This is a genomic window from Streptococcus sp. 1032, from assembly GCF_013277015.1.
In the GTDB taxonomy this organism is placed as follows: Bacteria; Bacillota; Bacilli; order Lactobacillales; family Streptococcaceae; genus Streptococcus.
The window spans coordinates 1-23,489 of the sequence record NZ_VMMD01000026.1; the positions used below are offsets into that span (position 1 = coordinate 1).

At 38.3% G+C, this 23,489-nt stretch carries 37 protein-coding genes; 27 read left to right on the forward strand and 10 right to left on the reverse strand.

Annotated features, from left to right (window positions below; genetic code table 11):
- Nucleotides 1-275: 275 nt before the first annotated feature.
- Entirely contained in the window at nucleotides 276-881 is a 606-nt protein-coding gene (gene sodA / locus HT711_RS08855; RefSeq protein WP_173233732.1) for a superoxide dismutase SodA, read from the forward strand.
- Nucleotides 882-1,065: 184 nt separating this feature from the next.
- On the opposite strand, the gene HT711_RS08860 is transcribed toward sodA, so the two are convergent.
- From HT711_RS08860 to HT711_RS11325, 5 genes are all read right to left on the reverse strand, one after another.
- Nucleotides 1,066-2,232, reverse strand: coding sequence for a site-specific integrase (locus HT711_RS08860; protein ID WP_173233734.1), 1,167 nt, complete (start codon nucleotides 2,230-2,232; stop codon nucleotides 1,066-1,068).
- A gap of 404 nt (nucleotides 2,233-2,636) precedes the next feature.
- Nucleotides 2,637-3,530 (reverse strand): type II toxin-antitoxin system PemK/MazF family toxin, encoded by an 894-nt coding sequence (locus HT711_RS08865; RefSeq protein WP_045762569.1) that lies wholly within the window; start codon nucleotides 3,528-3,530, stop codon nucleotides 2,637-2,639.
- A 136-nt stretch (nucleotides 3,531-3,666) separates the two neighbouring features.
- Nucleotides 3,667-3,801, reverse strand: a complete 135-nt coding sequence (locus HT711_RS11440; RefSeq protein ID WP_275690476.1) for a hypothetical protein — start codon at nucleotides 3,799-3,801, stop codon at nucleotides 3,667-3,669.
- 105 nt (nucleotides 3,802-3,906) lie between these two features.
- Nucleotides 3,907-4,113 carry a hypothetical protein gene (locus HT711_RS08870; RefSeq protein ID WP_173233635.1) on the reverse strand — a complete coding sequence of 69 codons (207 nt, stop codon included), beginning with the start codon at nucleotides 4,111-4,113 and terminating at the stop codon, nucleotides 3,907-3,909.
- Nucleotides 4,114-4,169: 56 nt separating this feature from the next.
- Entirely contained in the window at nucleotides 4,170-4,808 is a 639-nt protein-coding gene (locus HT711_RS11325) for a helix-turn-helix transcriptional regulator (protein ID WP_240148999.1), read from the reverse strand.
- Nucleotides 4,809-5,029: 221 nt separating this feature from the next.
- On the opposite strand from HT711_RS11325, the gene HT711_RS08880 reads away from it, so the two are divergent.
- The 19 genes from HT711_RS08880 (at nucleotide 5,030) to HT711_RS08975 (ending at nucleotide 16,618) form a co-directional block, all read left to right on the forward strand.
- The gene (locus HT711_RS08880; protein WP_049512034.1) at nucleotides 5,030-5,227 is read left to right on the forward strand and encodes a helix-turn-helix transcriptional regulator; all 198 of its coding nucleotides are present in this window, start codon (nucleotides 5,030-5,032) and stop codon (nucleotides 5,225-5,227) included.
- A 95-nt stretch (nucleotides 5,228-5,322) separates the two neighbouring features.
- Nucleotides 5,323-5,508 (forward strand): hypothetical protein, encoded by a 186-nt coding sequence (locus tag HT711_RS08885; protein WP_173233736.1) that lies wholly within the window; start codon nucleotides 5,323-5,325, stop codon nucleotides 5,506-5,508.
- Between the two features lie 118 nt (nucleotides 5,509-5,626).
- Nucleotides 5,627-6,055: a hypothetical protein gene (locus HT711_RS08890; protein WP_173233738.1), complete on the forward strand. Its 429-nt coding sequence runs from the start codon at nucleotides 5,627-5,629 to the stop codon at nucleotides 6,053-6,055.
- Nucleotides 6,056-6,058: 3 nt separating this feature from the next.
- On the forward strand, nucleotides 6,059-6,208 hold the full coding sequence (locus HT711_RS08895) for a hypothetical protein (protein ID WP_173233740.1): 150 nt from the start codon (nucleotides 6,059-6,061) through the stop codon (nucleotides 6,206-6,208).
- A 183-nt stretch (nucleotides 6,209-6,391) separates the two neighbouring features.
- Nucleotides 6,392-6,685 (forward strand): hypothetical protein, encoded by a 294-nt coding sequence (locus HT711_RS08900; RefSeq protein WP_173234113.1) that lies wholly within the window; start codon nucleotides 6,392-6,394, stop codon nucleotides 6,683-6,685.
- Between the two features lie 310 nt (nucleotides 6,686-6,995).
- Complete coding sequence (locus HT711_RS08910) at nucleotides 6,996-7,289, forward strand: hypothetical protein (RefSeq protein ID WP_173233742.1); 294 nt, start codon at nucleotides 6,996-6,998, stop codon at nucleotides 7,287-7,289.
- A complete protein-coding gene (locus HT711_RS08915) occupies nucleotides 7,270-7,611 on the forward strand; it encodes a hypothetical protein (protein ID WP_000058832.1) in 342 nt (113 codons plus the stop codon). Before HT711_RS08910 ends, HT711_RS08915 begins: the two co-directional genes overlap by 20 nt.
- Nucleotides 7,604-7,876, forward strand: a complete 273-nt coding sequence (locus HT711_RS08920; RefSeq protein WP_173233744.1) for a hypothetical protein — start codon at nucleotides 7,604-7,606, stop codon at nucleotides 7,874-7,876. Before HT711_RS08915 ends, HT711_RS08920 begins: the two co-directional genes overlap by 8 nt.
- The gene (locus tag HT711_RS08925) at nucleotides 7,873-8,388 is read left to right on the forward strand and encodes a hypothetical protein (RefSeq protein ID WP_173233746.1); all 516 of its coding nucleotides are present in this window, start codon (nucleotides 7,873-7,875) and stop codon (nucleotides 8,386-8,388) included. Before HT711_RS08920 ends, HT711_RS08925 begins: the two co-directional genes overlap by 4 nt.
- The gene (locus HT711_RS08930; protein WP_173233748.1) at nucleotides 8,381-9,835 is read left to right on the forward strand and encodes a virulence-associated E family protein; all 1,455 of its coding nucleotides are present in this window, start codon (nucleotides 8,381-8,383) and stop codon (nucleotides 9,833-9,835) included. Before HT711_RS08925 ends, HT711_RS08930 begins: the two co-directional genes overlap by 8 nt.
- Before the next feature lie 406 nt (nucleotides 9,836-10,241).
- Nucleotides 10,242-10,511 carry a hypothetical protein gene (locus HT711_RS08935; RefSeq protein WP_049512058.1) on the forward strand — a complete coding sequence of 90 codons (270 nt, stop codon included), beginning with the start codon at nucleotides 10,242-10,244 and terminating at the stop codon, nucleotides 10,509-10,511.
- 102 nt (nucleotides 10,512-10,613) lie between these two features.
- Nucleotides 10,614-11,279, forward strand: a complete 666-nt coding sequence (locus HT711_RS08940; RefSeq protein ID WP_173233751.1) for a hypothetical protein — start codon at nucleotides 10,614-10,616, stop codon at nucleotides 11,277-11,279.
- Between the two features lie 3 nt (nucleotides 11,280-11,282).
- Nucleotides 11,283-11,483 (forward strand): hypothetical protein, encoded by a 201-nt coding sequence (locus HT711_RS08945; RefSeq protein ID WP_023947511.1) that lies wholly within the window; start codon nucleotides 11,283-11,285, stop codon nucleotides 11,481-11,483.
- Nucleotides 11,484-11,531: 48 nt separating this feature from the next.
- Nucleotides 11,532-12,038 (forward strand): terminase small subunit, encoded by a 507-nt coding sequence (locus HT711_RS08950; protein ID WP_173233753.1) that lies wholly within the window; start codon nucleotides 11,532-11,534, stop codon nucleotides 12,036-12,038.
- 72 nt (nucleotides 12,039-12,110) lie between these two features.
- Nucleotides 12,111-12,503, forward strand: a complete 393-nt coding sequence (locus HT711_RS08955) for a transcriptional regulator (RefSeq protein WP_173250041.1) — start codon at nucleotides 12,111-12,113, stop codon at nucleotides 12,501-12,503.
- A gap of 348 nt (nucleotides 12,504-12,851) precedes the next feature.
- Nucleotides 12,852-13,382 carry a YutD family protein gene (locus tag HT711_RS08960; RefSeq protein ID WP_173233757.1) on the forward strand — a complete coding sequence of 177 codons (531 nt, stop codon included), beginning with the start codon at nucleotides 12,852-12,854 and terminating at the stop codon, nucleotides 13,380-13,382.
- Between the two features lie 20 nt (nucleotides 13,383-13,402).
- Complete coding sequence (gene rlmN / locus HT711_RS08965) at nucleotides 13,403-14,488, forward strand: 23S rRNA (adenine(2503)-C(2))-methyltransferase RlmN (RefSeq protein WP_173233760.1); 1,086 nt, start codon at nucleotides 13,403-13,405, stop codon at nucleotides 14,486-14,488.
- Nucleotides 14,488-14,961: a VanZ family protein gene (locus HT711_RS08970; RefSeq protein WP_173233762.1), complete on the forward strand. Its 474-nt coding sequence runs from the start codon at nucleotides 14,488-14,490 to the stop codon at nucleotides 14,959-14,961. The genes rlmN and HT711_RS08970 overlap by 1 nt, the downstream gene beginning before the upstream one ends.
- A gap of 115 nt (nucleotides 14,962-15,076) precedes the next feature.
- On the forward strand, nucleotides 15,077-16,618 hold the full coding sequence (locus HT711_RS08975; protein WP_000025378.1) for an ABC-F family ATP-binding cassette domain-containing protein: 1,542 nt from the start codon (nucleotides 15,077-15,079) through the stop codon (nucleotides 16,616-16,618).
- Here the strand turns inward: HT711_RS08975 and HT711_RS08980 are convergent.
- The 3 genes from HT711_RS08980 to HT711_RS08990 form a co-directional block, all read right to left on the reverse strand.
- Nucleotides 16,610-17,425, reverse strand: a complete 816-nt coding sequence (locus HT711_RS08980; RefSeq protein WP_173250043.1) for a peptidylprolyl isomerase — start codon at nucleotides 17,423-17,425, stop codon at nucleotides 16,610-16,612. The two genes, HT711_RS08975 and HT711_RS08980, sit on opposite strands and share 9 nt — an antisense overlap.
- Before the next feature lie 176 nt (nucleotides 17,426-17,601).
- The gene (locus tag HT711_RS08985; RefSeq protein WP_173217638.1) at nucleotides 17,602-17,826 is read right to left on the reverse strand and encodes a helix-turn-helix transcriptional regulator; all 225 of its coding nucleotides are present in this window, start codon (nucleotides 17,824-17,826) and stop codon (nucleotides 17,602-17,604) included.
- Nucleotides 17,827-17,828: 2 nt separating this feature from the next.
- Nucleotides 17,829-18,407, reverse strand: a complete 579-nt coding sequence (locus tag HT711_RS08990; RefSeq protein WP_173217636.1) for a DUF3796 domain-containing protein — start codon at nucleotides 18,405-18,407, stop codon at nucleotides 17,829-17,831.
- Nucleotides 18,408-19,207: 800 nt separating this feature from the next.
- Between HT711_RS08990 and rpsP the strand changes: the two genes are divergently transcribed.
- From rpsP to HT711_RS09020, 6 genes are all read left to right on the forward strand, one after another.
- Nucleotides 19,208-19,480: a 30S ribosomal protein S16 gene (gene rpsP, locus HT711_RS08995; RefSeq protein ID WP_000268760.1), complete on the forward strand. Its 273-nt coding sequence runs from the start codon at nucleotides 19,208-19,210 to the stop codon at nucleotides 19,478-19,480.
- Between the two features lie 19 nt (nucleotides 19,481-19,499).
- Nucleotides 19,500-19,739 (forward strand): RNA-binding protein KphA, encoded by a 240-nt coding sequence (gene kphA / locus HT711_RS09000; protein WP_000379617.1) that lies wholly within the window; start codon nucleotides 19,500-19,502, stop codon nucleotides 19,737-19,739.
- A 109-nt stretch (nucleotides 19,740-19,848) separates the two neighbouring features.
- The gene (locus HT711_RS09005) at nucleotides 19,849-20,244 is read left to right on the forward strand and encodes a hypothetical protein (RefSeq protein ID WP_240147165.1); all 396 of its coding nucleotides are present in this window, start codon (nucleotides 19,849-19,851) and stop codon (nucleotides 20,242-20,244) included.
- 242 nt (nucleotides 20,245-20,486) lie between these two features.
- Nucleotides 20,487-21,005, forward strand: a complete 519-nt coding sequence (gene rimM / locus HT711_RS09010) for a ribosome maturation factor RimM (protein WP_001105892.1) — start codon at nucleotides 20,487-20,489, stop codon at nucleotides 21,003-21,005.
- On the forward strand, nucleotides 20,995-21,714 hold the full coding sequence (gene trmD, locus HT711_RS09015) for a tRNA (guanosine(37)-N1)-methyltransferase TrmD (protein ID WP_138029520.1): 720 nt from the start codon (nucleotides 20,995-20,997) through the stop codon (nucleotides 21,712-21,714). Before rimM ends, trmD begins: the two co-directional genes overlap by 11 nt.
- Before the next feature lie 11 nt (nucleotides 21,715-21,725).
- Nucleotides 21,726-22,064 (forward strand): ATP cone domain-containing protein, encoded by a 339-nt coding sequence (locus tag HT711_RS09020; protein WP_001196041.1) that lies wholly within the window; start codon nucleotides 21,726-21,728, stop codon nucleotides 22,062-22,064.
- A 30-nt stretch (nucleotides 22,065-22,094) separates the two neighbouring features.
- Here the strand turns inward: HT711_RS09020 and HT711_RS09025 are convergent, their stop codons facing one another.
- Nucleotides 22,095-22,415, reverse strand: coding sequence for a hypothetical protein (locus HT711_RS09025; RefSeq protein WP_173233764.1), 321 nt, complete (start codon nucleotides 22,413-22,415; stop codon nucleotides 22,095-22,097).
- 98 nt (nucleotides 22,416-22,513) lie between these two features.
- Between HT711_RS09025 and HT711_RS09030 the strand changes: the two genes are divergently transcribed.
- Nucleotides 22,514-22,729, forward strand: coding sequence for a YdbC family protein (locus HT711_RS09030; RefSeq protein ID WP_000807437.1), 216 nt, complete (start codon nucleotides 22,514-22,516; stop codon nucleotides 22,727-22,729).
- A gap of 53 nt (nucleotides 22,730-22,782) precedes the next feature.
- Here HT711_RS09030 and HT711_RS09035 read toward each other — a convergent pair whose 3' ends face one another.
- Nucleotides 22,783-23,319, reverse strand: coding sequence for a biotin transporter BioY (locus tag HT711_RS09035; protein ID WP_173233766.1), 537 nt, complete (start codon nucleotides 23,317-23,319; stop codon nucleotides 22,783-22,785).
- Nucleotides 23,320-23,489: the final 170 nt, after the last annotated feature.

Consider the following 23,489-nt stretch of genomic DNA (forward strand, 5'->3'; position numbering starts at 1 on the left):
CTAGGAAACTAGCCGCAGGTTGCTTAAAGCACTGCTTTGAGGTTGTAGATAAGATTGACGAAGTCAGCTCAAAACATGTTTTTGAGGTTGCGGATGAAACTGACGAAGTCAGTAACCATATCTACGGCAAGGCGACGTTGACGCGGTTTGAAGAGATTTTCGAAGAGTATTATTAGAAAGTATTTCAGTGATTTCTTCATCTATAAGCAAAAAACTTGAAAAAAGTGAATGTTTGCGTTATCATTTTCATATAGAAAGAAAAAGAGGTATTACAGATGGCTATTATCTTACCAGATCTTCCATATGCATACGACGCTTTGGAACCATACATTGATGCGGAAACAATGCACTTGCACCATGACAAACACCATCAAACTTATGTCAACAATGCCAATGCAGCTCTTGAAAAACACCCTGAAATCGGTGAAGACCTTGAAGCTTTACTTGCTGATGTAGAATCTATCCCAGCTGATATCCGTCAAGCGCTTATCAACAATGGTGGTGGACACTTGAACCACGCTCTTTTCTGGGAATTGATGACTCCTGAAAAAACAGCTCCATCAGTAGAACTTGCAGCAGCAATCGATGCAACATTTGGTTCATTTGAAGAATTCCAAGCAGCCTTCACTGCAGCAGCAACAACTCGTTTTGGTTCTGGCTGGGCATGGTTGGTTGTCAACAAAGAAGGGAAGCTTGAAGTGACTTCAACAGCAAACCAAGACACACCAATCTCAGAAGGCAAAAAACCAATCTTGGGCTTGGACGTTTGGGAACATGCTTACTACGTGAAATACCGCAACGTGCGTCCTGACTACATTAAAGCTTTCTTCTCAGTGATCAACTGGAACAAAGTAGATGAATTGTACGTAGCAGCTAAATAATGATAGTTGGAGGGAAGAATTGTTCTTCTCTTTTTAAGGTTATATTATTTTGGTCTGACAAAATCGTCAGACTTTTTTCATTTTTATGAGAAACGTGCTAAATTTCAATTAGGATGTGTAAAGCCTTTGATATAGCTACATTTCACAATTGAGCTAGTGAGTTTTTAAACTTTTTGTGGACTTTTTAGGAACTTTTTAATTTTTCAATGGCTTTTTCATAAAATGAAGTAGCGTTTTTCTTGTTGTCTTTGGACAAGTGGCTATAAGTATCCATGGTTATTGAAATTTGAGAATGACCAAGTCTTGTTTGTATTTCTTTGTAAGGCAGGCCAGCGTTGAGTAAGATACTAGCGTGAGTGTGACGGAAGGCGTGGAAAGTTAAACGAGGGCAGTTAGAAAGTTTTAAATGTTTCTCAAGTCTATGTCTAAGCGTCCTAGCGTCTCTATATTCATCGAAATAATTAGGGAATACTTTTTCATAAGTCAAGCCTATTTCTCTACCCACTTGCGATTGTCTATTTTTGTAAAGCCGAAGCATGAGTACCGTTTTGGTATCTAAGTCAATCACTCTTACGCTTGATTTTGTTTTAGGGGTGGTGACTTCCTTTTCACAGTTTAGAGTCTTATTTACGTCTAGTGTACCGTTTTGTAAGTCAATATCAGACCATTTCAAGGCTAAACACTCACGAATACGCAAACCAGTAGCTAAAAGCGTCTTATATAGCACTGTATCGTAGAAATTTTTGTAAGTGTTTGGTAACTGCTCCAGATAAGCTAAGAACTTTTTCAAATTCTCATCATCAAGATATTTCAGTTTTTGCCCTTCTTTTGCTTTACGCCGTGGGACGATAATATCACGGGCAGGATTAAAGGAGATAACTTGCAACGATACGGCGTATTTAAGTATGCGTTTATTTAGCGAGTTAAGTTGCGTATATTCTTGGTAGCCTTTGCCTAGTTGATTGTAATCTTTTGCCCATTGATTGACTTGCTTTTGAATAACTGGGGGCGTTAGCTTGTCCAGTTTGTAGTCTCCAAAGGCAGGAAGTAGATAGTTATTAATTCTTACCTTAGTTATTGTAAGTGTTGACTTTTTGACTGTATGGCAGTACGTTTCTAGCCAATTCTCCACCAGTTCGGCATAGGTATTGATTTGAACCGCCTTATATACTGTTGAGCCTCCTTTTTCAAACTCTAATTTGGCTTGGATAGCCTTGCTATTGAGTTCCCTTTTAGTTCGCCCTGATATAGTCGTCTTGACTTTCTTACTCGTTACGGTATCGATGCCCAGATAAATGCTGGAACGATAAACTACTGATCCATCTTTCTTTTTGTATTCTGTAATTTTCATGGTTTTACTCCTTTTCCATCAGCAGGCAAGCAATTAGAAAAGATTTTGAAGTTATACCATGTGAGGGGCTACGAGAACCCCCTTATTTTCGTTTTTAAGTAGTCAGACGGTAAATAAATACCAGAGTTGGAAACAAGGCGGATATGGGGCTTATATAGGCTTGAAGCTCGAACGAAGCTCGAGAATCCACGCGCCTTTGTTGGTATAATCGGACTTTTCGGCTACCCTAAAAGAAAAATATTAGGGATGAGGTTCCAGGGATTTTTAATAAACTAAAAGCCCTACTCATAAGAGCAGGGCTAGAATTGTCCTCCTGGGACAGTATCATATATTTTGTCGTCAAGCGACCTTATGATTCTATTCTAACCCTAATTTTAAGAAAAGTCAATAAAAATACTCGGATTTTAAAAAATATTTTTCAGTGCCTCATCTATTTTGTCCATAGTATCATCGGAAAGTACAATACCATTCAAAATTGAATTATTATTTTTTGGATCACGGAGTCTCATTTTACTAATTGTTGTAACCTGATTCAATAGAACAATACTATCTTTGTTCATATTTTGTGTTTTTAGGATAAATTTATTAGCATACTCCAGTTTCTCATTAAGTTCTGCAAGTAAAATTGCATTTTCTTTTGCCTCCTGTCGTATTTTCTCCGCCTGATCACTTGCGAAGTCTATATTTTTATTGATGGTTAGTATTTGCTTAATAGAAGAATCGTCTATATCAGAACTCGATAAGTTTTTAAGTATTTCCAAAGTTTTTTTATTATCTTCGATTAACGATTCAACCATTACAACTTTTTCGCGCAATTCACCATCTTTTTTTGAAAAACGATCATACAATTCAGATAACTCTCTAACTTTTTTCAAAGCTTTATTTGATAGTAATTGAAACACTTCGTTGCCAATTGGAAGTTGAAAATATTTCAAATTAGATATATCAGTTGTTTCTTTTACAGAGGTCAAAGGCAATACATGAAGAAGATGGTTTGAACGTGCATCTATTTTATTCAGAACTATTGCATAATGAAGACCTCCATATTCTCTACCAACATTGAAACCAAAATCAGCATAAACGATACTTCCTCTTTTTAAAGCCTGAATACTTCGCGGATTAAAAACTTGTTCTATCTTTAAGTATTTTACCCAATTTTCTATCCACTGCGCTATTTTATCAGATCGTTTATTCCCTTCATCGTCCATTCTCTGGAGGAGATGAAGATAATCCTCTAGTTCTTGTATTATCGTGGCAGTGTAAACAGCTATTTCTTCGTTTGTTCTATTACTTCCCATAGTTTTTCCTTCCTCATTAACTACCAGTTAATTTATAAAAATCTTCGTTAACCATTGTCACATTAACGATGCTTTTTTTATTTCCCTCTATACACGCTCAGACTGGCCAAACTTGAGAGCGTGGGGATTTTTTTGTTTATTCAAATCCTTTGAAACTCTCTAAAATTTTATCTTTTGAGTCTGTAGCATTAAGCACTAAAACAACATAATTCCCGTAGATATAAGCAGGGTGTCCAATCAACTCTTTTTCTTTCTTAGCTTCTTCAAACATTGGGTTCTTATCGTAATATTCGTAAACCTCTACAGCAGTATCATCTTCTAAGATGAATCCTTTTCCTGATTCGGCTTGAATAAGACTAGCTTCTTTTGAGATTTCTTATTTGATAGTGAAGCCATTGCTTTCTAGTGCTTTTTTAAAATCGTCTAAGCTAGTAGCCTTTTTAGAAGCAGGTTTGTCCTTTGCTTTAGTTTGCTCCATTTTTGGTTGCTCCGAGCTATCTTTGGTAGCAGATTGATTGTTAGAGCAAGCTACTAGAAGAGTAGTAGTAAACAGGATTGCTGATGTGGTTAGTAGTTTTTTCATGGATAATCTCCTTTTTATATATACTGATAATTTCTCAAATAGATTAAAATTTTAGTTTAATTTGTTTCATCATCGTTGTGATTTGTTACTAGAATAGAATCAGCTTTTATTTGTGGTAATTTTTCAATAAGTTCGGTTATTATCCGTTTGCTATCATCATCTAAGATAATGTATTTATAAAGCAGATCAGCGGTATTAGTTCCGTCAATCGAATCAATATCAAGTAATCCATCAAACCAACGTAGAAATTCATAATCGTGATCCCCAGCACCAACTGAAAATGCGAGAAATGCAGAATCTCCATGAACGTTCGTTCCGTATCGGCTATTAAGTCGGTTCTGTATTTCTGCAATACTAGCAGGTTTGTGTTTCTTATTTTCGATGGCGTTCATTTTTACTGTATACTTTTGCCAAGCCAAGTCTGATAATTCATTTGCCAATTGCGGGTTTTTTCTTAACTCTTCTTTTTCCTCCTCGGACAATTGGTTTTCTAAGAGCGGAGGAATAGAACTATAGCCTAGCAGGTATCCAACAGGTACGCCAAAAAAATCAGCTAGTTGTTTCGCTTTGTCTGTTTTTATTTGGCGCTCACCTTTTTCCCAATATATATAAGTTCGTTTTGTGACCCCTATTTCATTCGCTAACTCTTGCTGAGTTAGCTTTTTTTCTTGTCTTAGTTCTTTCAATCTATTCATTTATATAAACCCCTTTCAAATGTATTATATCACGATTAATTTCAAAGGGTGCAAAAAAAGTGCAATTATTTTTAATAATTCTCTTGACATTGCACAATGATTGCAATATAATGAGTTTGTCAACTAGAGTTGAACAAAAATTACACCAATCTCCAGAGCAACACTTTTCAATCTATTCTACTGGAGGTCGATTTTAAAGATAATGGAAAGGGGTAAGGTATTTGAAAAATAATATGCGTGTTATTTTAGCAAAGAAGCGCTTGAAGGTGGCAGATGTTGCAAGAGAAACAGGACTATCAAAAAGCACTTTAACGGCTTTGTACTATGAACGTGCAAAGAATCCAAGTCTTGATACATTGAAAAAAGTATCTAGTTACTTGGGAGTTACGCTGGATGAATTTCTAGATACGAAAGAATAGAAAGGAGCGACCCAATCGCAATACTACAATACATTTACAGATTTCTCATGTGGTGCTTTACCACTGGGAATTGACAACAAAAAAGGAGCAAAGAAATGAACTTTAAAGAATTTAAAACATGGCTAGATGATGCCGTGAGTGTGGCGGAAGCTATGGCATTACCTGAAAATAAAGAGGTACTTGACGACTTGATAGAAAATATAGCCAATAACCTAGCTTTTATCGCTGAGTTAGTGGAAAGCCGTCAACTGATTTATAAAAAACCTAGACATGAAGATTAAAAACGACAACAAAAAAAAGTCACTTGCTGAACGTTTGGCGACAGAAGCAAGCGACTGGATCAAGAATATAGATATTTTTTCTATACCTTGATTATAGCATAGAAAGACAAGGTAAACAATGGGAAAGAAACATCAAGTAGTAAAATTCAAGGATATTGCTGAAAAATTACCTGAATTAGAGGGCAAAAACCTAGAAGAAATCGCTGGAATATTGGGCTACCGCAATTTAGAGAGTTGCAGAACTAATCTTTACAGTTTGAGACAAAGCAAACGGATAGACTTCAAAGTAGAAAAAGGGGTTTATACCAAGTTTGAACTTTTGGACAATTCGATAAAAGAGGAGCTTGAAGACAAGGAATTGTCAGGCCGTGGGCGCTATTTGAAGAGTGTAGACCGATACAAGGCAATGCTAAACGCTTTTTCTATCGCCTTTGATAGCACAGTCAAGGCGGAAACAAGACAAAAAGCAGAACACGATGGCTTGAAAGCCTTGGACAGAATCCCAGATAAGCACTACGCCCTACTTTATGACATGATGGAGGGCTAACAGATGACAGCATACGAACGAGCAAGGCAATTTTACAGCCGTGCAACTTACGCCCTGAGCGACTTTCTGCATGGGCGGATAGATGAACAAGATTTTAGAAAACAATGGCAACGGCTAGCAGATAAAGCCGTAAACGAAATGAAGAAAAACTAAGAAAACCGAAGTGCAGGCAAGCAATTAGAAAAGGTTTTGAAAAGCATAGAGCGCCAACTCTTTAAACTGGTACTTTCTCACGCTTTCAATTTGGCGACTCTGAGCGTGGGGCATGTGACAGGAAAAAAAGCATTAAAAAGCCATCGTGGCAAGTATAAAAAGATAGAAAAAGAGGTAAAAAACATGACAACAAAAAAAGCAACATCAAGCCAACAAGTTCTATTATCGGCTAAGAAACTATCAGAATTAGGGAACGAATTAACCGACATCATGAATGTTTTAGAAATGAATAACCTAGCTCTTGAAGGGCTTGAGTTTGCACTACAGAAAGATACAACCACGTTCTTATGGCTTGCTAAAAAATACACTGATACAGCATACGCCCAGAATGAAAAGCTATACGATCGTCTAAATGAAATAGCCTTTTTGCTTTTGAACAATGACGACGCTAAAGAGCTGGAGGCATACCATGACTAAATATATTAAAGAAATGGCACAAGCCGAAGACGACTTGCTGAATATGGAACAACCTAAACAAGCGAAATTTATCAAGAATTACAAAGCGAGGGCATGACATGAATGAATTAGATTTGACCAATACACAGGCGGTAATCTCTATGGTGGTATTGATTGGCTGACTGCTTTATATAAACCACCTAGACCGCAAAAAAAGCGCCCAATTTGAGCGAGAAAACCAACAGACGATAGAAACACCTAGCGAGGATTTAAACCCTGATTATGGGAGATATATCCAGCTTGCAGGGGTAAGAGTTTACGGAGGAATGAAATGAGTTACATAGTGAAGATATACCTTGATAGTGAAAAAATACCAGATGAACCTTATTTTACAAAAGATATTTTTCTAGCTACGTGTATGGACAATGCAACAAAGTTAGCTGTAACTATGGGCTTGTTGACAAAACAAACGTTGGATTTAGAGACTAAGACAGCTATTTTGAAAACCCTTGATACCATCATAGAAACTCAAAAAGATATTTTGCGAGGGGTAGCGAGCGGACAAATAACCTTTTTGAATAAAAGCAAAGGAGAGGAGGAACTGAATGAGTCTATCAGAGAATGACAAACGAGTATTAAGATTAATCAAGGTAGGGGCTGAGAACTCCATAACAGGGGCAGAAATCAGCCTGATCACTAAGCTAGCAGAAAGAACCGTGCAAGATATTATCAGCCGTCTAATCACGCGCCATAGCGTTCCTATTGTTGGGGTTCGACACGGGACATTTAGAGGATATTTTATCCCTGCTAACAAAGAGGAGTTACTGGACGGAGCAAAAGCATTCTATAACCAAGTACAGGAAGAACAGAAACGCCTAACTGTCCTTTTAAATGCTGATTTAGAGAGCTACAAAGAAACCTTGAAGGAGGTGGGCGGATATGTTTAGCCTAAGCCGAGAAAGTGAGCATGACCTAACTCATGGCATTCTGGAGGTAGTGGAAAGATACCTTGAAGCGCATGAGAAAGCACCGCAGAGACTGACCAAGCTTATAAATAGAGTTGAACTCAAAGAGGAATTGAAAATTAGTGACAGCACGCTAAATAAGTGGGAAAGGCAGGGTTTAAGACGCTATCAACCTCCTGACGATGGTTCTAGAATGATTTACTATTTAGTGACTGACATCTGGAAGTTTCTGGGGGTGGATAAATGAGGGTGCTGGAGTTAATTTTATCCGCTGACAAATTGCCTTTGTTTGGCTTTCTCAAGTCTACCCCAACCCAAGTTTGGAAGAATGGGAATTACTACAAATTTATCTACTTTGAGCCAATAGGCGAGGCGCTGACGGCTTTTCACTACAAAGGCTTGTATGTGGTAGTTAAAGACGAGAGTGAGGAAGTAGAGGGCTGGGAACTAACCAGAGATTTAGAAATAGGTTTGGCCAGTCCTGACTTGCTGACGATCCTGAAAGATTTAGAGGTAAACAAATTGACAGAGCAACGGCAGGGGCTTGGAGTGGAGTTAAAAGGCTGGGTTTTTGACCTGATTTGTAATGGCATTTATACCAGGTATGAGACTTCACTTTTTGTCCGCTTGCTATTTGTGAATGGTTACAGTTTTGGCCAATTAGTGGACTTGTTTTCAGCAATCGTTAAACGGAAAGACTTAGCAAGCTACTTTCTAGAAGTAGCGACAAAATTCTATAAGGAGGTGGCTTTTGAATAGCAATGACATTGTAGATAAAATCATTGAAGAAGATAAGCAGAAAGTACCGCCTGAAGTGGTGGACTTGACCCAAGCAAGGGAGACCGATGAGGAACATAATAGCCTGAACTTGGCAAAGAAAGCAAGAGGCGATGGCTTTGCAGTCAACTTGGACAATCTCAAGAAGATTTTGAATGGAGATAGCAAGCTAAAAGGGGCTATACAATACAACGTCTTTACTTATGAAATTGACGTGACTAGACCAATGAAGCTAAACGGTAGAATCCTGAGCGGTGCAATCGATGACCTGATTATCAGAGAGATTAGGGCTTATATTGCTACCAAGTACAAGATGGACTATAAAAAGCCTGACATAGCGGATATTTTGGAAGTGGTAGCTGGAGAACACAGCTACAATCCCTTAAAAGACTATCTGGAATCTTGTGAAAGCGAGTATAAAGAGTTAGTGAATCAGCGTGATCCCTTTGATATTTTAAGGCATTATCTCAATATTAAGGATGATGGATATAACCGTATTATCATGGACTTGTTTTTCCGTGGAGCGGTTGCCAAGGTGTTTGACCCTACCATCAAGTTTGACTTTGTGCTGGACTTGACTGGAAGGCAGGGAGTAGGAAAGACCCAATTTTTTGAGGGGCTTTTCACTCACAAGTATTTTACAACCGTTGAGACCTTCACAGACAAAGATGACAAGGCTAGAATGGTAAGAAACTGGTGTGTATTTGATGATGAGATGGTGGCCAGCAAAAAGGCTAGTTTTTCAGAATTGAAGAAATTCATCACAGAAACCAAGCTAGAGTTTAGACCGCCTTACGCTTCAAGTGACAGACGATTGCCTAAGAGTTTTATTATCGTGAGGGCAACCAATGACCATGATTATTTAAATGACCTGACAGGAGAAAGGCGCTTTCTGGTTGCAGAAGTCTACAAGGACACCGCTTATAAGGGCAGGAAGTGGACGGAAAAAGACCGTAGAGCCTTTTGGGGTGCTATGGTGGTAGCTTGGAAGTCTAATAAATCTTTGACCTTGACAGACGACCAAGAAAAGCTAGTAAACGAGGTTAGAAGCCGTTACAAGTTTGTAGATGAAATCCTTGAGGATGTTGAGCGTTATTTAGAAACTCCCTACCCTAAAAATATGTATCAATTCCCAACAACAGACAGTACAAGACACTACTATATTCATGACATGATGAACCACGGCTACCATATGGGCACTAATGGCGTAGAGATTCATCTTGATACTGAAAAGTATGGGGAACTGGTGGAAAGGGATAAGGTGGTAGTTAATTTATTCTTTTCTGAGGTTTATTTGAACAATTCCCCTAATCCCAAAGATAAAAATAAGGTAAAGAAAATCATGCAAAACAAAGAAGGCTGGGAATATAGAGAATCTTTAAGGTTTGGTAAAAGCGTCAAGCGCGGATTTGCTAAAATAAAAAAATAAAGTGTAGACAGTGTAGCCAAAAGATAAAAAAACGGCTACACTGAAAACCTTTGATACTGTAAGGGTTTCAAAGAGGTGTAGACAAGACGAAAAAAATGGCTACACCCCTAAACCCTTGATATTACTGACTTTTTAATATAAATGTAGCCAAAATATATATTTTATAAAAGTATAGTTAATTAAATACCTAATGCGTTATATATTATTTTTTTCTGAGATGAAACGGCTACACGGCTACACAAGGCGAAAACCCTTGGGGCTGTAAGGCGGAATGCGTAGCCAATAGATATTCAAAAACGGCTACACTTTGCCCAAAACCTAAAATAAAATGGGGTAGATAGTACCGACCCCCTTGCGACGGTGTAATTACTAGTGACACCCTTAAAACAGAAAGAGGAAAAACAACATGACATTAAAAGTATTTTCAGAAACCGCACCAAAACATACATTTACTTATGAATTTGGAAACCTAGAAGACGCACAAATAGCAGGGCTAGCTTTATTTGGATATATGAGAGGTACTTATCTAGTGCCAGCTATTAAACTAAGATATAAGGAAAACGGAACGCTTATCGCTGAGTATTTGGAGGATAACAATCTAGATATCAACTTTAAACGCATTTGTGAGGTTTTCAAGAATAGCGAAAATCCAATAGATGAAGAAGTTGAGGAATAGAGTAGAGAGGATGTAAGTAGATGAACTACAATAGAGACCCCGTGACTGGATTGGATATGGCACTCTAAAATTAATAAAAACAACAGAAAAGGAAAGAATAAGATGACAGAAACACAAAACACAAACAACATTGAACAAGCGCAAAAGCGCCAAGAACTAGCCCAAAAAATGGATAAAGCACTAGATAAAATCACTAAGGAAGTAAACGCATTGATCACGCAAAACGAAAATGCGATTGCTGAGGCTGAACGAGAAAAAACACAGTTGCTCCAAGACCAAGCGACCGCCCGACGTGAACACGATGAGGCGGTTGATGAAGTAGATAAAGACAAGCTACGCAATGCCAAGGATAATTTATGGATTGCTGAAAGTAAATTAAAAAAGAACGCTAAAAAGCTGGAAGACTTACACAATGAAGCATTGATGAACCTTGAAGATTTTAAGGCAAAAATCGATGAACTAGATTCAACGGTTGACAAAAAACATAAGGCGCTTTATGATAAAGCCGTGGATTTGATGAAAGAGATTGATCAGATTGATAATGAAATTATTGCTGATTCAGATAAACTCCGAACTCTTTACCATGCTATGGCTTACAAAGTGGGGAAAGGTAAGAGAGAATTTACTTTCAGTACAGGGGGGGCTAGAATTTCTCCAGTTGGTGGACTGATTGATTATGTACCAACATATCCAGTAAAACCATTCTTAGAAGAAAATTATAAACAAGTTTTTGGTCGTACTTATAATGACGCGAAAGGGCATTTTTAAAAGATGAAGAGACAAATCAGACACAAAATTGAACCAGTACCGACGATTGTAGAACTCTTTAAACTAATGGAGGAGCACCAGCAAGCACATCCAGAGTACGAGCGTTATAATTTTAAATACATTGAAGATGGTGATGCTATTGGTGCAATCATTGACTACAACGTAGAAGAATCAGTATTACAAGCTGAGCAAGATAACGCTTAAGACAAGAGGGAGTTTTCCCCTTTTTGTCGCTTAAGGAGGTGAACTAATGTGACAGATAAGTTAACGCAGAGACAAGAAAAATTTGTCCAAGGACTAGTGGCTGGACTATCTCAAAGAAAAGCATATAAAGGGGCTTATAACGCCCAAAAGATGACTGATAGTACGATAGATTCAAGGGCTAGTAAGTTGCTGAAAGAGTATAAGGTTAATACAAGGTACAGAGAGTTATTAAAAGAGTTTTCAAACCGTGCTTTATGGTCAAGAGAACAGGCTTTTAATGAGTATGAATGGCTAAAAAATAAAGCTAAATCTGAAATTATCGAAAGTGGATTGAGATCTAGTAATTTTAATGCCTTTCTTTCTGCTTTGCATGGGATGAATAATAGCGCTTTTCGTGATTTGGAGTTGCTGGACGAGAAGTTGCGAGCAGAAATCAGTGTGATTAAGAGTAACATCCATCAAGAAACTCCAGTTAAGGATGATAAATTTATAGAGGCCATGAGCGCAATGGTTGAATCAGTCTGGGAAGATGAGATTCAAAAGGAAAAGCCTTAGAATACGAAAAAAGCCAAGGCGCTCCGCCTCAGCTATAATCTCAATAATATTATATCACAAGGGAGCGAACTAATGGAGCTGGATAAGTTTAAAACGATGATGAATGTCAGAGAGCGGATGACTTACTTTCTACGTTTCCAGAGGGTGGCAGGAAGTGAAAACCAAGTTACGATAGATGAAGAGGCTTGGAAGCTTGTCTTACCTGATCAGTGGAGTTTGAGCGGTGAGCATGAAAAGGCAATCCGTGAGGGGTTGGAAATATTCGCCCACGACATCAACAGTATAGAGAACAAACGAGCCAGAAAATACTTCATTATCCATTATTGCTATATGAGAAAGAAAACAGTAAGCGAATGTTTAGAAATTGCTGGGACAAAATACACTAGCTACCACCGATATAAACAGATAGCTGTTTTAAACTTTGCGAGAATCCACCAGAACGGAGAGCTGGAAGTATATAGGTAAGTGTATATCATCTTGATGGGATATTTTGCCCTATCGTCTTTATCGTGTTATAATATACCTATCAGCAATCAGCAATAAAAAAAGCACGTTTGACCGTGCTAGTTTCTTGCCTGCTGAACTCGTCATTTATTGCCCTTTTTGAGGGCTTTTTTGTGGACTTTTTAAGAACTTTTATAGTCTTTTAAAAAGTCCTAAAGACCTGCTATTTTTTAAGATTTAATAGTATAAACGCTTTAGGTATTTTAATGAAGACTAAAAGTTTATCGTTTCTATTCTTATGAGAAACGTGCTAACTGCTAGAAATTATGGTAGAATAAAGTATTAAGTAATCGTGGAAAAAGGATATCTATGCGAAAAGAAATTGCACCTGAATTATACAACTATAACAAGTTTCCTGGTCCTGAGTTTCATTTACACGGGGACAAGGTCGAAACGGAAGGGATCGCTTTTTCCTTGGTGGAAAATATCAAGGAAGCCTTTGATGTGACGACTTTTAATCAGCGTTTTTCAGAAGTCTTAACCAAGTTTGATTATATCGTGGGAGACTGGAGCAACGAACAGCTTCGCCTACGAGGTTTTTACAAGGATGACCGAACAGAGGAAAATCTTGAAAAAATCAGTCGTTTACAAGACTATCTTTTAGAGTATTGTAGTTATGGTTGTGCCTATTTTGTTCTAGAAAATGAAGCACCTAAGCGCGCATCATTTGACAAGAAAATGCGTAAGAAGGAAGAAGAACCACCTTCTAGAAAAGGAAAGAAGCCGTCTCAAACCAAACGAAAGCCGAATGCAGATAAGAAAAATAGACGTCGTCAGAAAGACCAGTATTCTCAGAAAGAGGACAAGGGGCAACGTCATTTTGTTATTCGTCAGAAGTGAGTAGAGAATAAGGAGTAGAAATGAAACCGTCAATTTATAGTTTAACACGTCAAACCATGCAGGAATGGGTTTTGGAGCAGGGAGAAAAGAAATTCCGTGCAGATCAAATCTGGGAATGGCTCTACCGTAAACGTGTCCAGTCATTTGAAGAGATGACCAACCTGTCAAAAGATTTGATTGCTAAGCTTAATGATCAGTTTGTGGTCAATCCCTTGAAACAACGTATTGTGCAAGAGTCTGCTGATGGGACAGTTAAATATCTTTTTGAATTGCCAGATGGTATGTTGATTGAGACGGTACTTATGCGTCAACACTACGGTTTATCTGTCTGTGTGACCACTCAGGTCGGCTGTAATATTGGTTGTACCTTCTGTGCCTCTGGTTTGATTAAGAAACAACGTGACCTTAATAATGGGGAAATCGTAGCGCAAATCATGCTGGTTCAGAAATACTTTGATGAACGTGGTCAGGACGAACGCGTCAGCCATATCGTTGTCATGGGTATCGGTGAGCCTTTTGATAACTACAACAATGTCTTAAATTTCGTTCGTACTATCAATGATGACAAGGGAATGGCCATCGGTGCTCGTCACATTACGGTTTCAACCTCAGGTTTGACCCATAAAATTCGTGACTTTGCTAATGAAGGAGTTCAGGTCAATCTTGCCGTTTCCCTTCATGCACCGAACAATGAATTGCGCTCAAGCATCATGAAGATTAACCGTGCCTTTCCGATTGAAAAACTTTTCGCAGCCATTGAGTATTACATTGAGACAACTAATCGTCGTGTGACTTTTGAGTATATCATGCTCAATGAAGTCAATGACGGTGTAGAACAAGCCTTGGAATTGGCTGAATTGCTCAAGAATATCAAGAAATTGTCTTATGTAAACTTGATTCCTTATAACCCAGTTAGTGAGCATGACCAATATAGCCGTAGTCCTAAAGAGCGCGTCCTGGCCTTCTATGATACGCTTAAGAAAAAAGGGGTTAACTGTGTGGTTCGTCAAGAGCATGGTACTGATATTGATGCAGCTTGTGGACAATTGCGTTCCAATACAATGAAACGTGACCGCCAGAAAGCAGTCGCAGCAGTCAATCCTTAATGATGAAGAAGAGTTACAATCATATTTTGGTCTGGGGAGTCATTTTCTATAGCATTTGCATTGTCTATTTTTGCTTTACTCCTCAAGAACAATCTCCCGTGGGGGTGGAAACTCCAGGTATTCAGCATCTTGGACGCCTGGTTTTTCTTTTGACTCCTTTCAATTCTCTCTGGAAACTGGGTGAAGTGACTAGTTTGGGACAAGTCATTTGGATTTTTTTGCAGAACATTTTAAATGTCTTCTTGCTTTTTCCTCTTGTTTTCCAACTCCTTTATCTCCTTCCAAACTTGCGGAAAACAAAAAAGATCCTTCTTTTTAGCTTTCTAGTGAGTTTTGGAATTGAGTGTACGCAGTTAGTCTTGGATTTTTTCTTTGATTTTAATCGAGTCTTTGAGGTTGATGATTTGTGGACCAATATCTTGGGTGGCTATCTGGCTTGGCTCCTCTATAAACAATTACATAATACTCAATGAAAATCAAAGAGCAAACTAGGAAGCTAGCCGCAGGCTGTACTTGAGTACGGCAAGGTGAAGCTGACGTGGTTTGAAGAGATTTTCGAAGAGTATAAAAACAAGATAAGGAATTAAAATGAGTATTTTAGAAGTTAAAAATCTGAGTCACGGTTTTGGTGACCGTGCAATTTTTGAAGATGTGTCCTTCCGTCTTCTCAAAGGAGAACATATCGGCCTGGTCGGTGCCAATGGTGAAGGAAAATCAACCTTTATGAGTATCGTGACTGGTAAAATGCTGCCAGATGAAGGGAAGGTTGAGTGGTCCAAATATGTGACTGCTGGTTACTTGGATCAGCACTCCGTCCTTGCTGAAGGGCAGTCGGTACGTGATGTTCTCCGTACAGCCTTTGATGAGCTTTTCAAAGCGGAAGCCCGTATCAATGACCTCTATATGGAAATGGCTGAAGACGGAGCGGATGTTGATGCTCTCATGGAAGAAGTGGGAGAACTTCAAGACCGTTTAGAGAGTCGTGATTTCTATACCTTGGATGCTAAGATTGACGAAGTAGCGCGTGCCCTTGGTGTCATGGACTTTGGCATGGATACAGATGTAACTTCTTTGTCAGGTGGGCAAAGAACCAAGGTGCTTTTGGCAAAACTTCTCCTTGAAAAGCCTGATATATTACTTTTGGATGAGCCGACCAACTATTTGGATGCTGAGCATATTGACTGGCTTAAGCGCTATCTCCAAAACTATGAGAATGCCTTTGTCCTCATTTCACACGACATTCCATTCCTAAATGACGTTATCAATATTGTCTATCATGTGGAAAATCAACAGCTGACGCGTTATTCTGGTGACTACTACCAGTTCCAAGAAGTCTATGCTATGAAGAAATCTCAGCTAGAGGCTGCCTACGAACGTCAGCAAAAAGAAATTGCGGATCTCAAGGACTTCGTGGCACGAAACAAAGCGCGTGTTGCAACACGAAACATGGCCATGTCTCGTCAGAAGAAATTGGATAAGATGGACATTATAGAACTGCAAAGTGAGAAACCAAAGCCATCCTTTGATTTCAAACCGGCTCGTACACCAGGGCGCTTTATCTTCCAAGCCAAGGATTTGCAGATTGGTTATGATCGTCCTCTGACCAAGCCTTTAAATCTTACCTTTGAACGTAATCAAAAGGTTGCTATTATCGGGGCAAATGGTATCGGGAAAACAACTCTCTTGAAGTCTCTCTTGGGAATTATCCCGCCAATCGCTGGGGAAGTGGAACGCGGTGACTACCTAGAACTCGGTTATTTTGAACAGGAAGTAGAAGGCGGTAATCGTCAAACACCACTTGAAGCTGTCTGGAATGCCTTTCCAGCCCTCAACCAAGCAGAAGTCCGTGCAGCCCTTGCCCGTTGTGGTTTGACAACTAAGCATATCGAAAGCCAAATTCAGGTCTTGTCAGGTGGGGAACAAGCCAAGGTTCGTTTCTGTCTCTTGATGAATCGTGAAAACAATGTTTTAGTGCTGGACGAGCCGACCAACCATTTGGATGTGGATGCCAAGGATGAACTCAAACGCGCTCTCAAAGAATACAAGGGATCTATTCTTATGGTCTGCCACGAACCAGACTTCTATGAAGGCTGGATGGACCAAATCTGGGATTTTAATAATTTAACTTAAAAATAAGGATTTAAAATCGTAGTCTTTCACTATTTCGATGCTATCGATAGTAATAGCAGTAGTTGGCTTGTCTTTTTCATCTTTTTCTGCTTTGGCAATCTTATCTACAACATCCATACCGTCAATCACTTGACCAAAGACTGGGTGTTTACCATCGAGACTAGGATTTCCCCCTTCTTTGTAGGCTTCGATGATTTTCTTGGGATACTTGCTTGTAGGGAGTTTAGCAGAGGTATCTGTAGAATTTTGGTTGATGAAGAACTGGCTGCCATTGGTGTTTGGTTGACCAGTATTAGCCATAGAAAGAGCACCACGGATGTTATAGAGATAAGGAGTAATCTCGTTTTTGAAACCAGTTCCCTTGTCTTTAGTCTTATCCTTGTCATGCCAGATGGACTGACCACCTGTACCGTCTCCTTTTGGATCCCCAGTTTGAACCATGAAGCCATCGATAACACGGTGGAAGGTAATACCGTTATAGTAGCCTTCTTTGGCATGAGTGAGGAAGTTTTCAACCGCTAGAGGAGCGAGTTTAGGGAAGAGTTTGATACGGATATTTCCTTGACTTGTGTGGAGAATCACTTCGGCTTCATCTTCAGCAACTTCCTTAGAAAGTTGCGGGAAATTGGCATTCTCGTTTGTTAAAGCATCGTTTAACTCCTTGGCAGATTGGGCTGCTGCTTTGGAGCTTTCCTCAGCGGCCAAGCTAGAATCTACATAGTCATCACCACGCAAACTACGTTGGATGTTGCTACATCCAGCTAGAGCTACAGTGGATAGTAAAAGAAGGGTTGCTAGTTTTTTCATTCTATTCCTCTCAAAAATTCATTTATACCATTGTACCCTAAAAGGAAGGGGATTTCAAATATTAGTGACAAGGTAGTTTTAGAGAAAGCCAAAAGAAAAATCGCTTGCTTAGAGATTTTTCTTTTGGCTTCAATTCCTAATTAATCAATGAACTTAATACTAGGTCTCGAAAAGAATTATGCTTCCTCTTTCTGTCTGAGTTCAAAGAGCTCTTCTACTTTCAGATTAAAAACTTGAGCAATTTTAAGAGCCATTTCCAGCGAAGGATTGTAACGGTTATTTTCCAAGTGCAGAATTGTCTCGCGTCGTATGCCGATGCGGTCGGCTAACTCCTGCTGGGTCATGCCTGTGGACTCACGGACAGATTTGAGATTAGTAATAATATTGCTTTCTTTGGCCATGCTTATCCTCTACGTTCCAAGATAAGATAGACAACCGAAAAGATGCAAATCAAGGCAGCTATGCTAATAAATATCTGTCCCATGTAAAGAGTGAGAGACCCCATATACCCAATGATAACTGCTAGGATCATCAGTGCGCCTAGTATAAAAACAAACATCAAGCTAGCTGCCTTGGCTAAATTAGCATAAAAGCGTTCGTCCGGAGTTTCCTTGACATTTTTTAAAGAGAAAAAAACAAATACAATCACTTCAATAACGAGGCCAATTCCCAAAATCCATTCTTTAATACCAGAACTTACGCTTGGGGTCGCAACCCAAATCCCTACTGTATAAAAAATGCTTGCTGCAAACACAAGTATCGTGTAAAGCTTAGCAGACAAGTCAAAAATAATCTTTCCCTTACCTTTCTGACTCTTATGTAGCCAGCTCCAAATAGCTATAATTTGACCTAACACTGAAATACCAGTAATAACTAACTTGGGTTCCCAACTAAGATTAGAACCAAATAAAACAATAAAATCAATAAAGAGAGCTACGGCAATCATTGCAATGAGGCCACGCATTTTTTGACTTTTTTTCATGATAGACTCCTTTTTTATGTTATAAATATATAACACTTAAATTTTATGTTATAAATATATCACATTTAAATTTAGAAAGCAAGAATTTATGTGCCAAGGTGGCAATTATTTGAAAAAATTTTTTAATAAAAGCCCTCGATAGTCAAACAACTAAAGAATTCTTTGAAGCAATGCATCGGATTTGGTTTGGATAGTTTCGTTAATAATATTTGATGATAAAGAATTTTTGGAAAATCTAGATACTGTATGAATCTCTATTTTTTTCTTAGACTGTTATAAAGTCTGTCAAAATAAGCTTTGTAGGTGTAGAAGTTAATTTTTACAGAACTAAATTATTCCCCTATTTAGAATCTATTAATTCATATTTTCTAAATTAATAGATATCATTCTTAAAATTCTTGATATTTCTTTTGGGAACGGGATTGGGATTTAGGAGCCAAGTATCCAAATCTCGTTCAGGTGAGATGAAGGGTTTGAGTTGATGGTCTTTATAAAATATTTCTAATACTCTTCGAAAATCAAATTCAAACTACGTCAGCTTTGCCTTGCCGTACTTAAGTACAGCCTGCGGCTAGCTTCCTAGTTTGCTCTTTGATTTTCATTGAGTATAAAATAGTATTCACGGCTAGCTTCTTTCAAACATTTATTTCCTACTTCTAACAAATTTCTAAATGGTTTAAGAATTTTATAGTCTGTCAAGTTTTTTTCTTGACACCTGCCAGAAATCTGCTATAATAGAACATGTGCTAAATAGCTCAGCTATTTCACCGAAATAAAAAATAAGAAAAGAGACTTTAAAAATGGCAGTTAAAATCCGTTTGACTCGTATGGGTTCTAAGAAAAAACCTTTCTACCGTATCAACGTAGCAGATTCACGTTCACCACGTGACGGACGTTTCATCGAAACAGTTGGAACTTACAACCCACTTGTTGCTGAAAACCAAGTAACTTTGAAAGAAGACCGCGTTCTTGCATGGTTGGCTGATGGAGCTCAACCTTCAGATACAGTTCGCAACATCCTTTCAAAAGAAGGTGTATTGAAAAAATTCCACGATTCTAAATTCTCAAAATAAGTTTAAAGTAGGTTGACAGATGGATACGATTGAAAATCTCATTATTGCGATTGTGAAACCCTTGATTTCACAACCAGATGCCTTAACTATCAAGATTGAAGATACACCAGAGTTTTTGGAATATCATTTGGATCTTGATCAAAGTGATGTGGGTCGTGTAATCGGTCGTAAGGGTCGCACTATTTCTGCGATAAGAACGATTGTCTACTCTGTCCCAACTGAAGACAAAAAAGTAAGAATCGTTATTGACGAAAAATAAGAAGGGCGGGACGAATGTCTCGCTTTTTTGCGAGAAGTGTAAAATTGCAGCCATTAAGTACCAACATTAACGTGATTTGGAAGGCTTTTTAAAGGGGGACTGGAAAAGAATGAACATTGATTGTATTTTAAACATAGATTGGGAAATGTACATTGATTGGTTATTGCGAATTTTACAGATTTCGACTTTTATAGGTGTAATTTTAAAAATTAGTTTTCAGAATAAGGCCTATATCAATAATATCGAAATTCAGGTAATTAAACCAATCGAATTTGATTCCTTACATACGAGATTTCATCATATATATGAGTTTAAACATGATGAAAATGATAAACATTATAACCATTTGATTTTTTATCCCAAAGAAATTGATATTGAAATAGTAGAATTTTATTCTTTAAACTATGATTCAAAAAGTAATCGTTTAGTTGATAATGATAAACTACATACAGTTAAAAATTTAAAGAATTATACATGCTTATTGATTCATACAAATTTACCATAGAATATGCCTAGTTTAAGAATGAAATGGAAAACAAGTCAGGGTGAAATTGGCGAGTATACATTTTATAGTAATATGTATAATGGGAATGTGAATATCTCATCTTTCAAATATAAATTAATATTAAAGAGGAAACTATTAGCACTTTTTGGACTATAGCGACCCCTCTATGTATCTTCCTCCAACTTGAGAAAATCTTTGGAACGTGATAGAATAAAGGATAGAAATAGAGTACAGGAGACAAGATGAACTACTTTAATGTTGGGAAAATCGTCAATACTCAAGGGTTGCAGGGTGAGATGCGAGTCTTGTCTGTGACGGATTTTGCAGAAGAACGGTTTAAAAAAGGAGCTGAGCTGGCCTTGTTTGATGAAAAAGATCAGTTTGTTCAAACAGTGACCATTGCTAGCCACCGTAAACAGAAGAACTTTGACATTATTAAATTCAAAGATATGTACCATATCAATGCGATTGAAAAGTACAAGGGATACAGTCTCAAGGTCGCTGAGGAAGATTTGAATGACTTAGATGATGGTGAATTCTATTATCACGAGATTATCGGTTTGGAAGTCTATGAGGGTGATAACTTGATTGGAACCATCAAGGAAATCCTGCAACCAGGTGCCAACGATGTCTGGGTGGTCAAGCGAAAAGGTAAACGTGACTTGCTCTTGCCTTATATCCCACCAGTAGTTCTCAATGTTGATATTCCAAATAACCGCGTCGATGTGGAAATCTTAGAAGGGTTAGACGATGAAGATTGATATTTTAACCCTCTTTCCAGAGATGTTTTCTCCACTGGAGCACTCAATCGTTGGAAAGGCTCGAGAAAAAGGGCTCTTGGATATCCAGTATCATAATTTTCGAGAAAATGCTGAAAAGGCCCGTCATGTAGATGATGAGCCCTACGGAGGCGGTCAGGGCATGTTGCTCAGAGCACAACCCATTTTCGATTCCTTTGATGCTATTGAAAAGAAAAATCCGCGCGTTATTCTCCTCGATCCTGCTGGAAAGCAGTTTGATCAGGCTTATGCTGAAGATTTGGCTCAAGAGGAAGAGCTAATCTTTATCTGTGGGCACTATGAGGGTTATGATGAGCGCATTAAGACCTTAGTGACAGATGAGATCTCCCTGGGAGACTATGTCTTGACTGGAGGAGAATTGGCGGCCATGACCATGATTGATGCTACGGTTCGCCTGATTCCAGAAGTGATTGGCAAGGAGTCTAGCCACCAAGATGATAGTTTTTCTTCAGGCCTTCTTGAATACCCTCAGTACACACGTCCCTATGATTATCGAGGTATGGTTGTGCCAGATGTATTGATGAGCGGGCACCATGAAAAGATTCGTCAGTGGCGCCTGTATGAGAGTTTAAAGAAAACCTATGAACGCAGACCGGATTTGCTTGAACATTATCAACTGACAGCAGAAGAAGAAAAAATGCTGGCAGAAATCAAAGAAAACAAAGAATAAAGGAGAAACCTATGCAAGTAATCAAACGTGATGGCGAAATTGCTGAATTTAATCCAGACAAGATTTACCAAGCTATTTTAAAGGCAGCCCAGACTGTCTATGTATTGACAGATGATTTACGTCAAAACCTTGCACAAGTCACTAAAAAAGTGGTTTTGGACTTGGAAGAAGCCAAGGTAGAACGTGCTACCATTAGCATGATTCAGTCTATGGTTGAACATCGTTTGCTGGGTGCAGGTTACATTACCATTGCAGAACACTACATTTCCTATCGTTTACAACGTGACTTGGAAAGAAGTGGTTATGGAGATCATATCGCCGTTCATTTACATTTTGAACAAGTTCGCTAAGAAAAAAGAGTGGGATGAAGTAACTACATCTCACTCTTTCTTAAATCTATTTTTTTGGGCTGTTTGGACGGTTGAAGGGACAAAGCGAAGACGTTGAATATCGCTTATGCGGATAATACGGGTCACATTTTTGGCAAAATTTTTCACGATAAGTTGTTGGCCTTGTTGATCGTATTTGATGATGTCACCTGTAAAACTTGTCTCAGACAAGATAAGGTGAACAGCGGTTTGTTTCTGGATAGCCTCTTCAATAGTGGCTGTAAGGGAGTTGCTTTCAGTCTGATCTGGTTCTTCAAGTCCATTTAAAAAGTCATGTATTTTACCTAGAACTTGCTGGAATTTATGTCTCATATTGGCCTCCCTTCTTTTATATCAATATTATATAAAATTTTCCTAAAATCTACAAGATTTTACGAATAATCAAATGAAAGCTAAAAAAGGAGAAGAAAATGGCAGAATTTACATTTAAAATCGAAGAGCACTTGTTGACTCTTTCTGAAAACGAAAAAGGTTGGACTAAGGAAATCAACCGTGTGAGCTTTAATGGTGCCCCTGCAAAGTTTGATATTCGTGCTTGGAGTCCAGACCATACTAAAATGGGCAAAGGGATTACACTCTCCAATGAAGAATTTCAAACAATGGTGGATGCCTTTAAAGGCAACTAAGTTTTCAAAATGAAAGAAAAGGATATTGAGTCATGACAACTCGATATCCTTTTTTAGTTAGTAAAGTAAGCCTGATTTTTAAGGCGTTGAAGTAATGGACGGCTAATAATACTAATAGCAATAATTTTACCAAGATCTGGGATGATAAAGGGAAATACTCCCACAGCAAGAGCTTTTTCAAATGGCATTCCAGCTAGGAAATGCAATCCAATGATCCCACCAACAAAAACAAGTGTATCTCCCAAGAGATTTGCTAGAAAAATTCTAACAAAACCACTATCACTGTTAGTTAGAGAAGAGGTAAGTCCAGAATAAACAAGATAAAACCAAAGATAGCCTGCAGTAGGACCAATCAAAGCATGAAATCCAGCTCCACCTCCTGCAAAAACAGGAAGACCGATGGCACCTAGAAGAAGATAGAGTCCAACAGAAAGTACAGCCTCTCTCGGTCTAAAGACAGTAGCAATCAAGCCGATTGCAAAGTTTTGCAGAGTGAAGGGCACAGGTCCAATTGGAAGACTGATTTGTGCCAAAACAGCAATGAGAGCAGCCCCAATAGCAGGGATGGCATAAACGTGAGCTTTTTTCAAAATAGTTAACCTCTTTTATAATGTATAGTAACTATTATACTCGTAGAGTAATTATTGTCAATCTATTTTTATAGCGAAGGTAACAAAAAACTGTAACGGCCGATTTTGCTTACTGGTTAAGTTGGATAATTGTTTTGTTGATTCGAAAACATCAAAAAAGAAGCAGACAC

Coding starts and splice junctions, on each gene's coding strand:
- sodA (WP_173233732.1), top strand. CDS start 276: ATGGCTATTATCTTACCAGATCTTCCATATGCATACGACGCTTTGGAA.
- HT711_RS08860 (WP_173233734.1), bottom strand. CDS start 2,232: ATGAAAATTACAGAATACAAAAAGAAAGATGGATCAGTAGTTTATCGT.
- HT711_RS08865 (WP_045762569.1), bottom strand. CDS start 3,530: ATGGGAAGTAATAGAACAAACGAAGAAATAGCTGTTTACACTGCCACG.
- HT711_RS11440 (WP_275690476.1), bottom strand. CDS start 3,801: ATGTTTGAAGAAGCTAAGAAAGAAAAAGAGTTGATTGGACACCCTGCT.
- HT711_RS08870 (WP_173233635.1), bottom strand. CDS start 4,113: ATGAAAAAACTACTAACCACATCAGCAATCCTGTTTACTACTACTCTT.
- HT711_RS11325 (WP_240148999.1), bottom strand. CDS start 4,808: ATGAATAGATTGAAAGAACTAAGACAAGAAAAAAAGCTAACTCAGCAA.
- HT711_RS08885 (WP_173233736.1), top strand. CDS start 5,323: ATGAACTTTAAAGAATTTAAAACATGGCTAGATGATGCCGTGAGTGTG.
- HT711_RS08890 (WP_173233738.1), top strand. CDS start 5,627: ATGGGAAAGAAACATCAAGTAGTAAAATTCAAGGATATTGCTGAAAAA.
- HT711_RS08895 (WP_173233740.1), top strand. CDS start 6,059: ATGACAGCATACGAACGAGCAAGGCAATTTTACAGCCGTGCAACTTAC.
- HT711_RS08900 (WP_173234113.1), top strand. CDS start 6,392: ATGACAACAAAAAAAGCAACATCAAGCCAACAAGTTCTATTATCGGCT.
- HT711_RS08910 (WP_173233742.1), top strand. CDS start 6,996: ATGAGTTACATAGTGAAGATATACCTTGATAGTGAAAAAATACCAGAT.
- HT711_RS08915 (WP_000058832.1), top strand. CDS start 7,270: ATGAGTCTATCAGAGAATGACAAACGAGTATTAAGATTAATCAAGGTA.
- HT711_RS08920 (WP_173233744.1), top strand. CDS start 7,604: ATGTTTAGCCTAAGCCGAGAAAGTGAGCATGACCTAACTCATGGCATT.
- HT711_RS08925 (WP_173233746.1), top strand. CDS start 7,873: ATGAGGGTGCTGGAGTTAATTTTATCCGCTGACAAATTGCCTTTGTTT.
- HT711_RS08935 (WP_049512058.1), top strand. CDS start 10,242: ATGACATTAAAAGTATTTTCAGAAACCGCACCAAAACATACATTTACT.
- HT711_RS08940 (WP_173233751.1), top strand. CDS start 10,614: ATGACAGAAACACAAAACACAAACAACATTGAACAAGCGCAAAAGCGC.
- HT711_RS08945 (WP_023947511.1), top strand. CDS start 11,283: ATGAAGAGACAAATCAGACACAAAATTGAACCAGTACCGACGATTGTA.
- HT711_RS08955 (WP_173250041.1), top strand. CDS start 12,111: ATGGAGCTGGATAAGTTTAAAACGATGATGAATGTCAGAGAGCGGATG.
- HT711_RS08960 (WP_173233757.1), top strand. CDS start 12,852: ATGCGAAAAGAAATTGCACCTGAATTATACAACTATAACAAGTTTCCT.
- rlmN (WP_173233760.1), top strand. CDS start 13,403: ATGAAACCGTCAATTTATAGTTTAACACGTCAAACCATGCAGGAATGG.
- HT711_RS08970 (WP_173233762.1), top strand. CDS start 14,488: ATGATGAAGAAGAGTTACAATCATATTTTGGTCTGGGGAGTCATTTTC.
- HT711_RS08975 (WP_000025378.1), top strand. CDS start 15,077: ATGAGTATTTTAGAAGTTAAAAATCTGAGTCACGGTTTTGGTGACCGT.
- HT711_RS08980 (WP_173250043.1), bottom strand. CDS start 17,425: ATGAAAAAACTAGCAACCCTTCTTTTACTATCCACTGTAGCTCTAGCT.
- HT711_RS08985 (WP_173217638.1), bottom strand. CDS start 17,826: ATGGCCAAAGAAAGCAATATTATTACTAATCTCAAATCTGTCCGTGAG.
- HT711_RS08990 (WP_173217636.1), bottom strand. CDS start 18,407: ATGAAAAAAAGTCAAAAAATGCGTGGCCTCATTGCAATGATTGCCGTA.
- rpsP (WP_000268760.1), top strand. CDS start 19,208: ATGGCAGTTAAAATCCGTTTGACTCGTATGGGTTCTAAGAAAAAACCT.
- kphA (WP_000379617.1), top strand. CDS start 19,500: ATGGATACGATTGAAAATCTCATTATTGCGATTGTGAAACCCTTGATT.
- HT711_RS09005 (WP_240147165.1), top strand. CDS start 19,849: ATGAACATTGATTGTATTTTAAACATAGATTGGGAAATGTACATTGAT.
- rimM (WP_001105892.1), top strand. CDS start 20,487: ATGAACTACTTTAATGTTGGGAAAATCGTCAATACTCAAGGGTTGCAG.
- trmD (WP_138029520.1), top strand. CDS start 20,995: ATGAAGATTGATATTTTAACCCTCTTTCCAGAGATGTTTTCTCCACTG.
- HT711_RS09020 (WP_001196041.1), top strand. CDS start 21,726: ATGCAAGTAATCAAACGTGATGGCGAAATTGCTGAATTTAATCCAGAC.
- HT711_RS09025 (WP_173233764.1), bottom strand. CDS start 22,415: ATGAGACATAAATTCCAGCAAGTTCTAGGTAAAATACATGACTTTTTA.
- HT711_RS09030 (WP_000807437.1), top strand. CDS start 22,514: ATGGCAGAATTTACATTTAAAATCGAAGAGCACTTGTTGACTCTTTCT.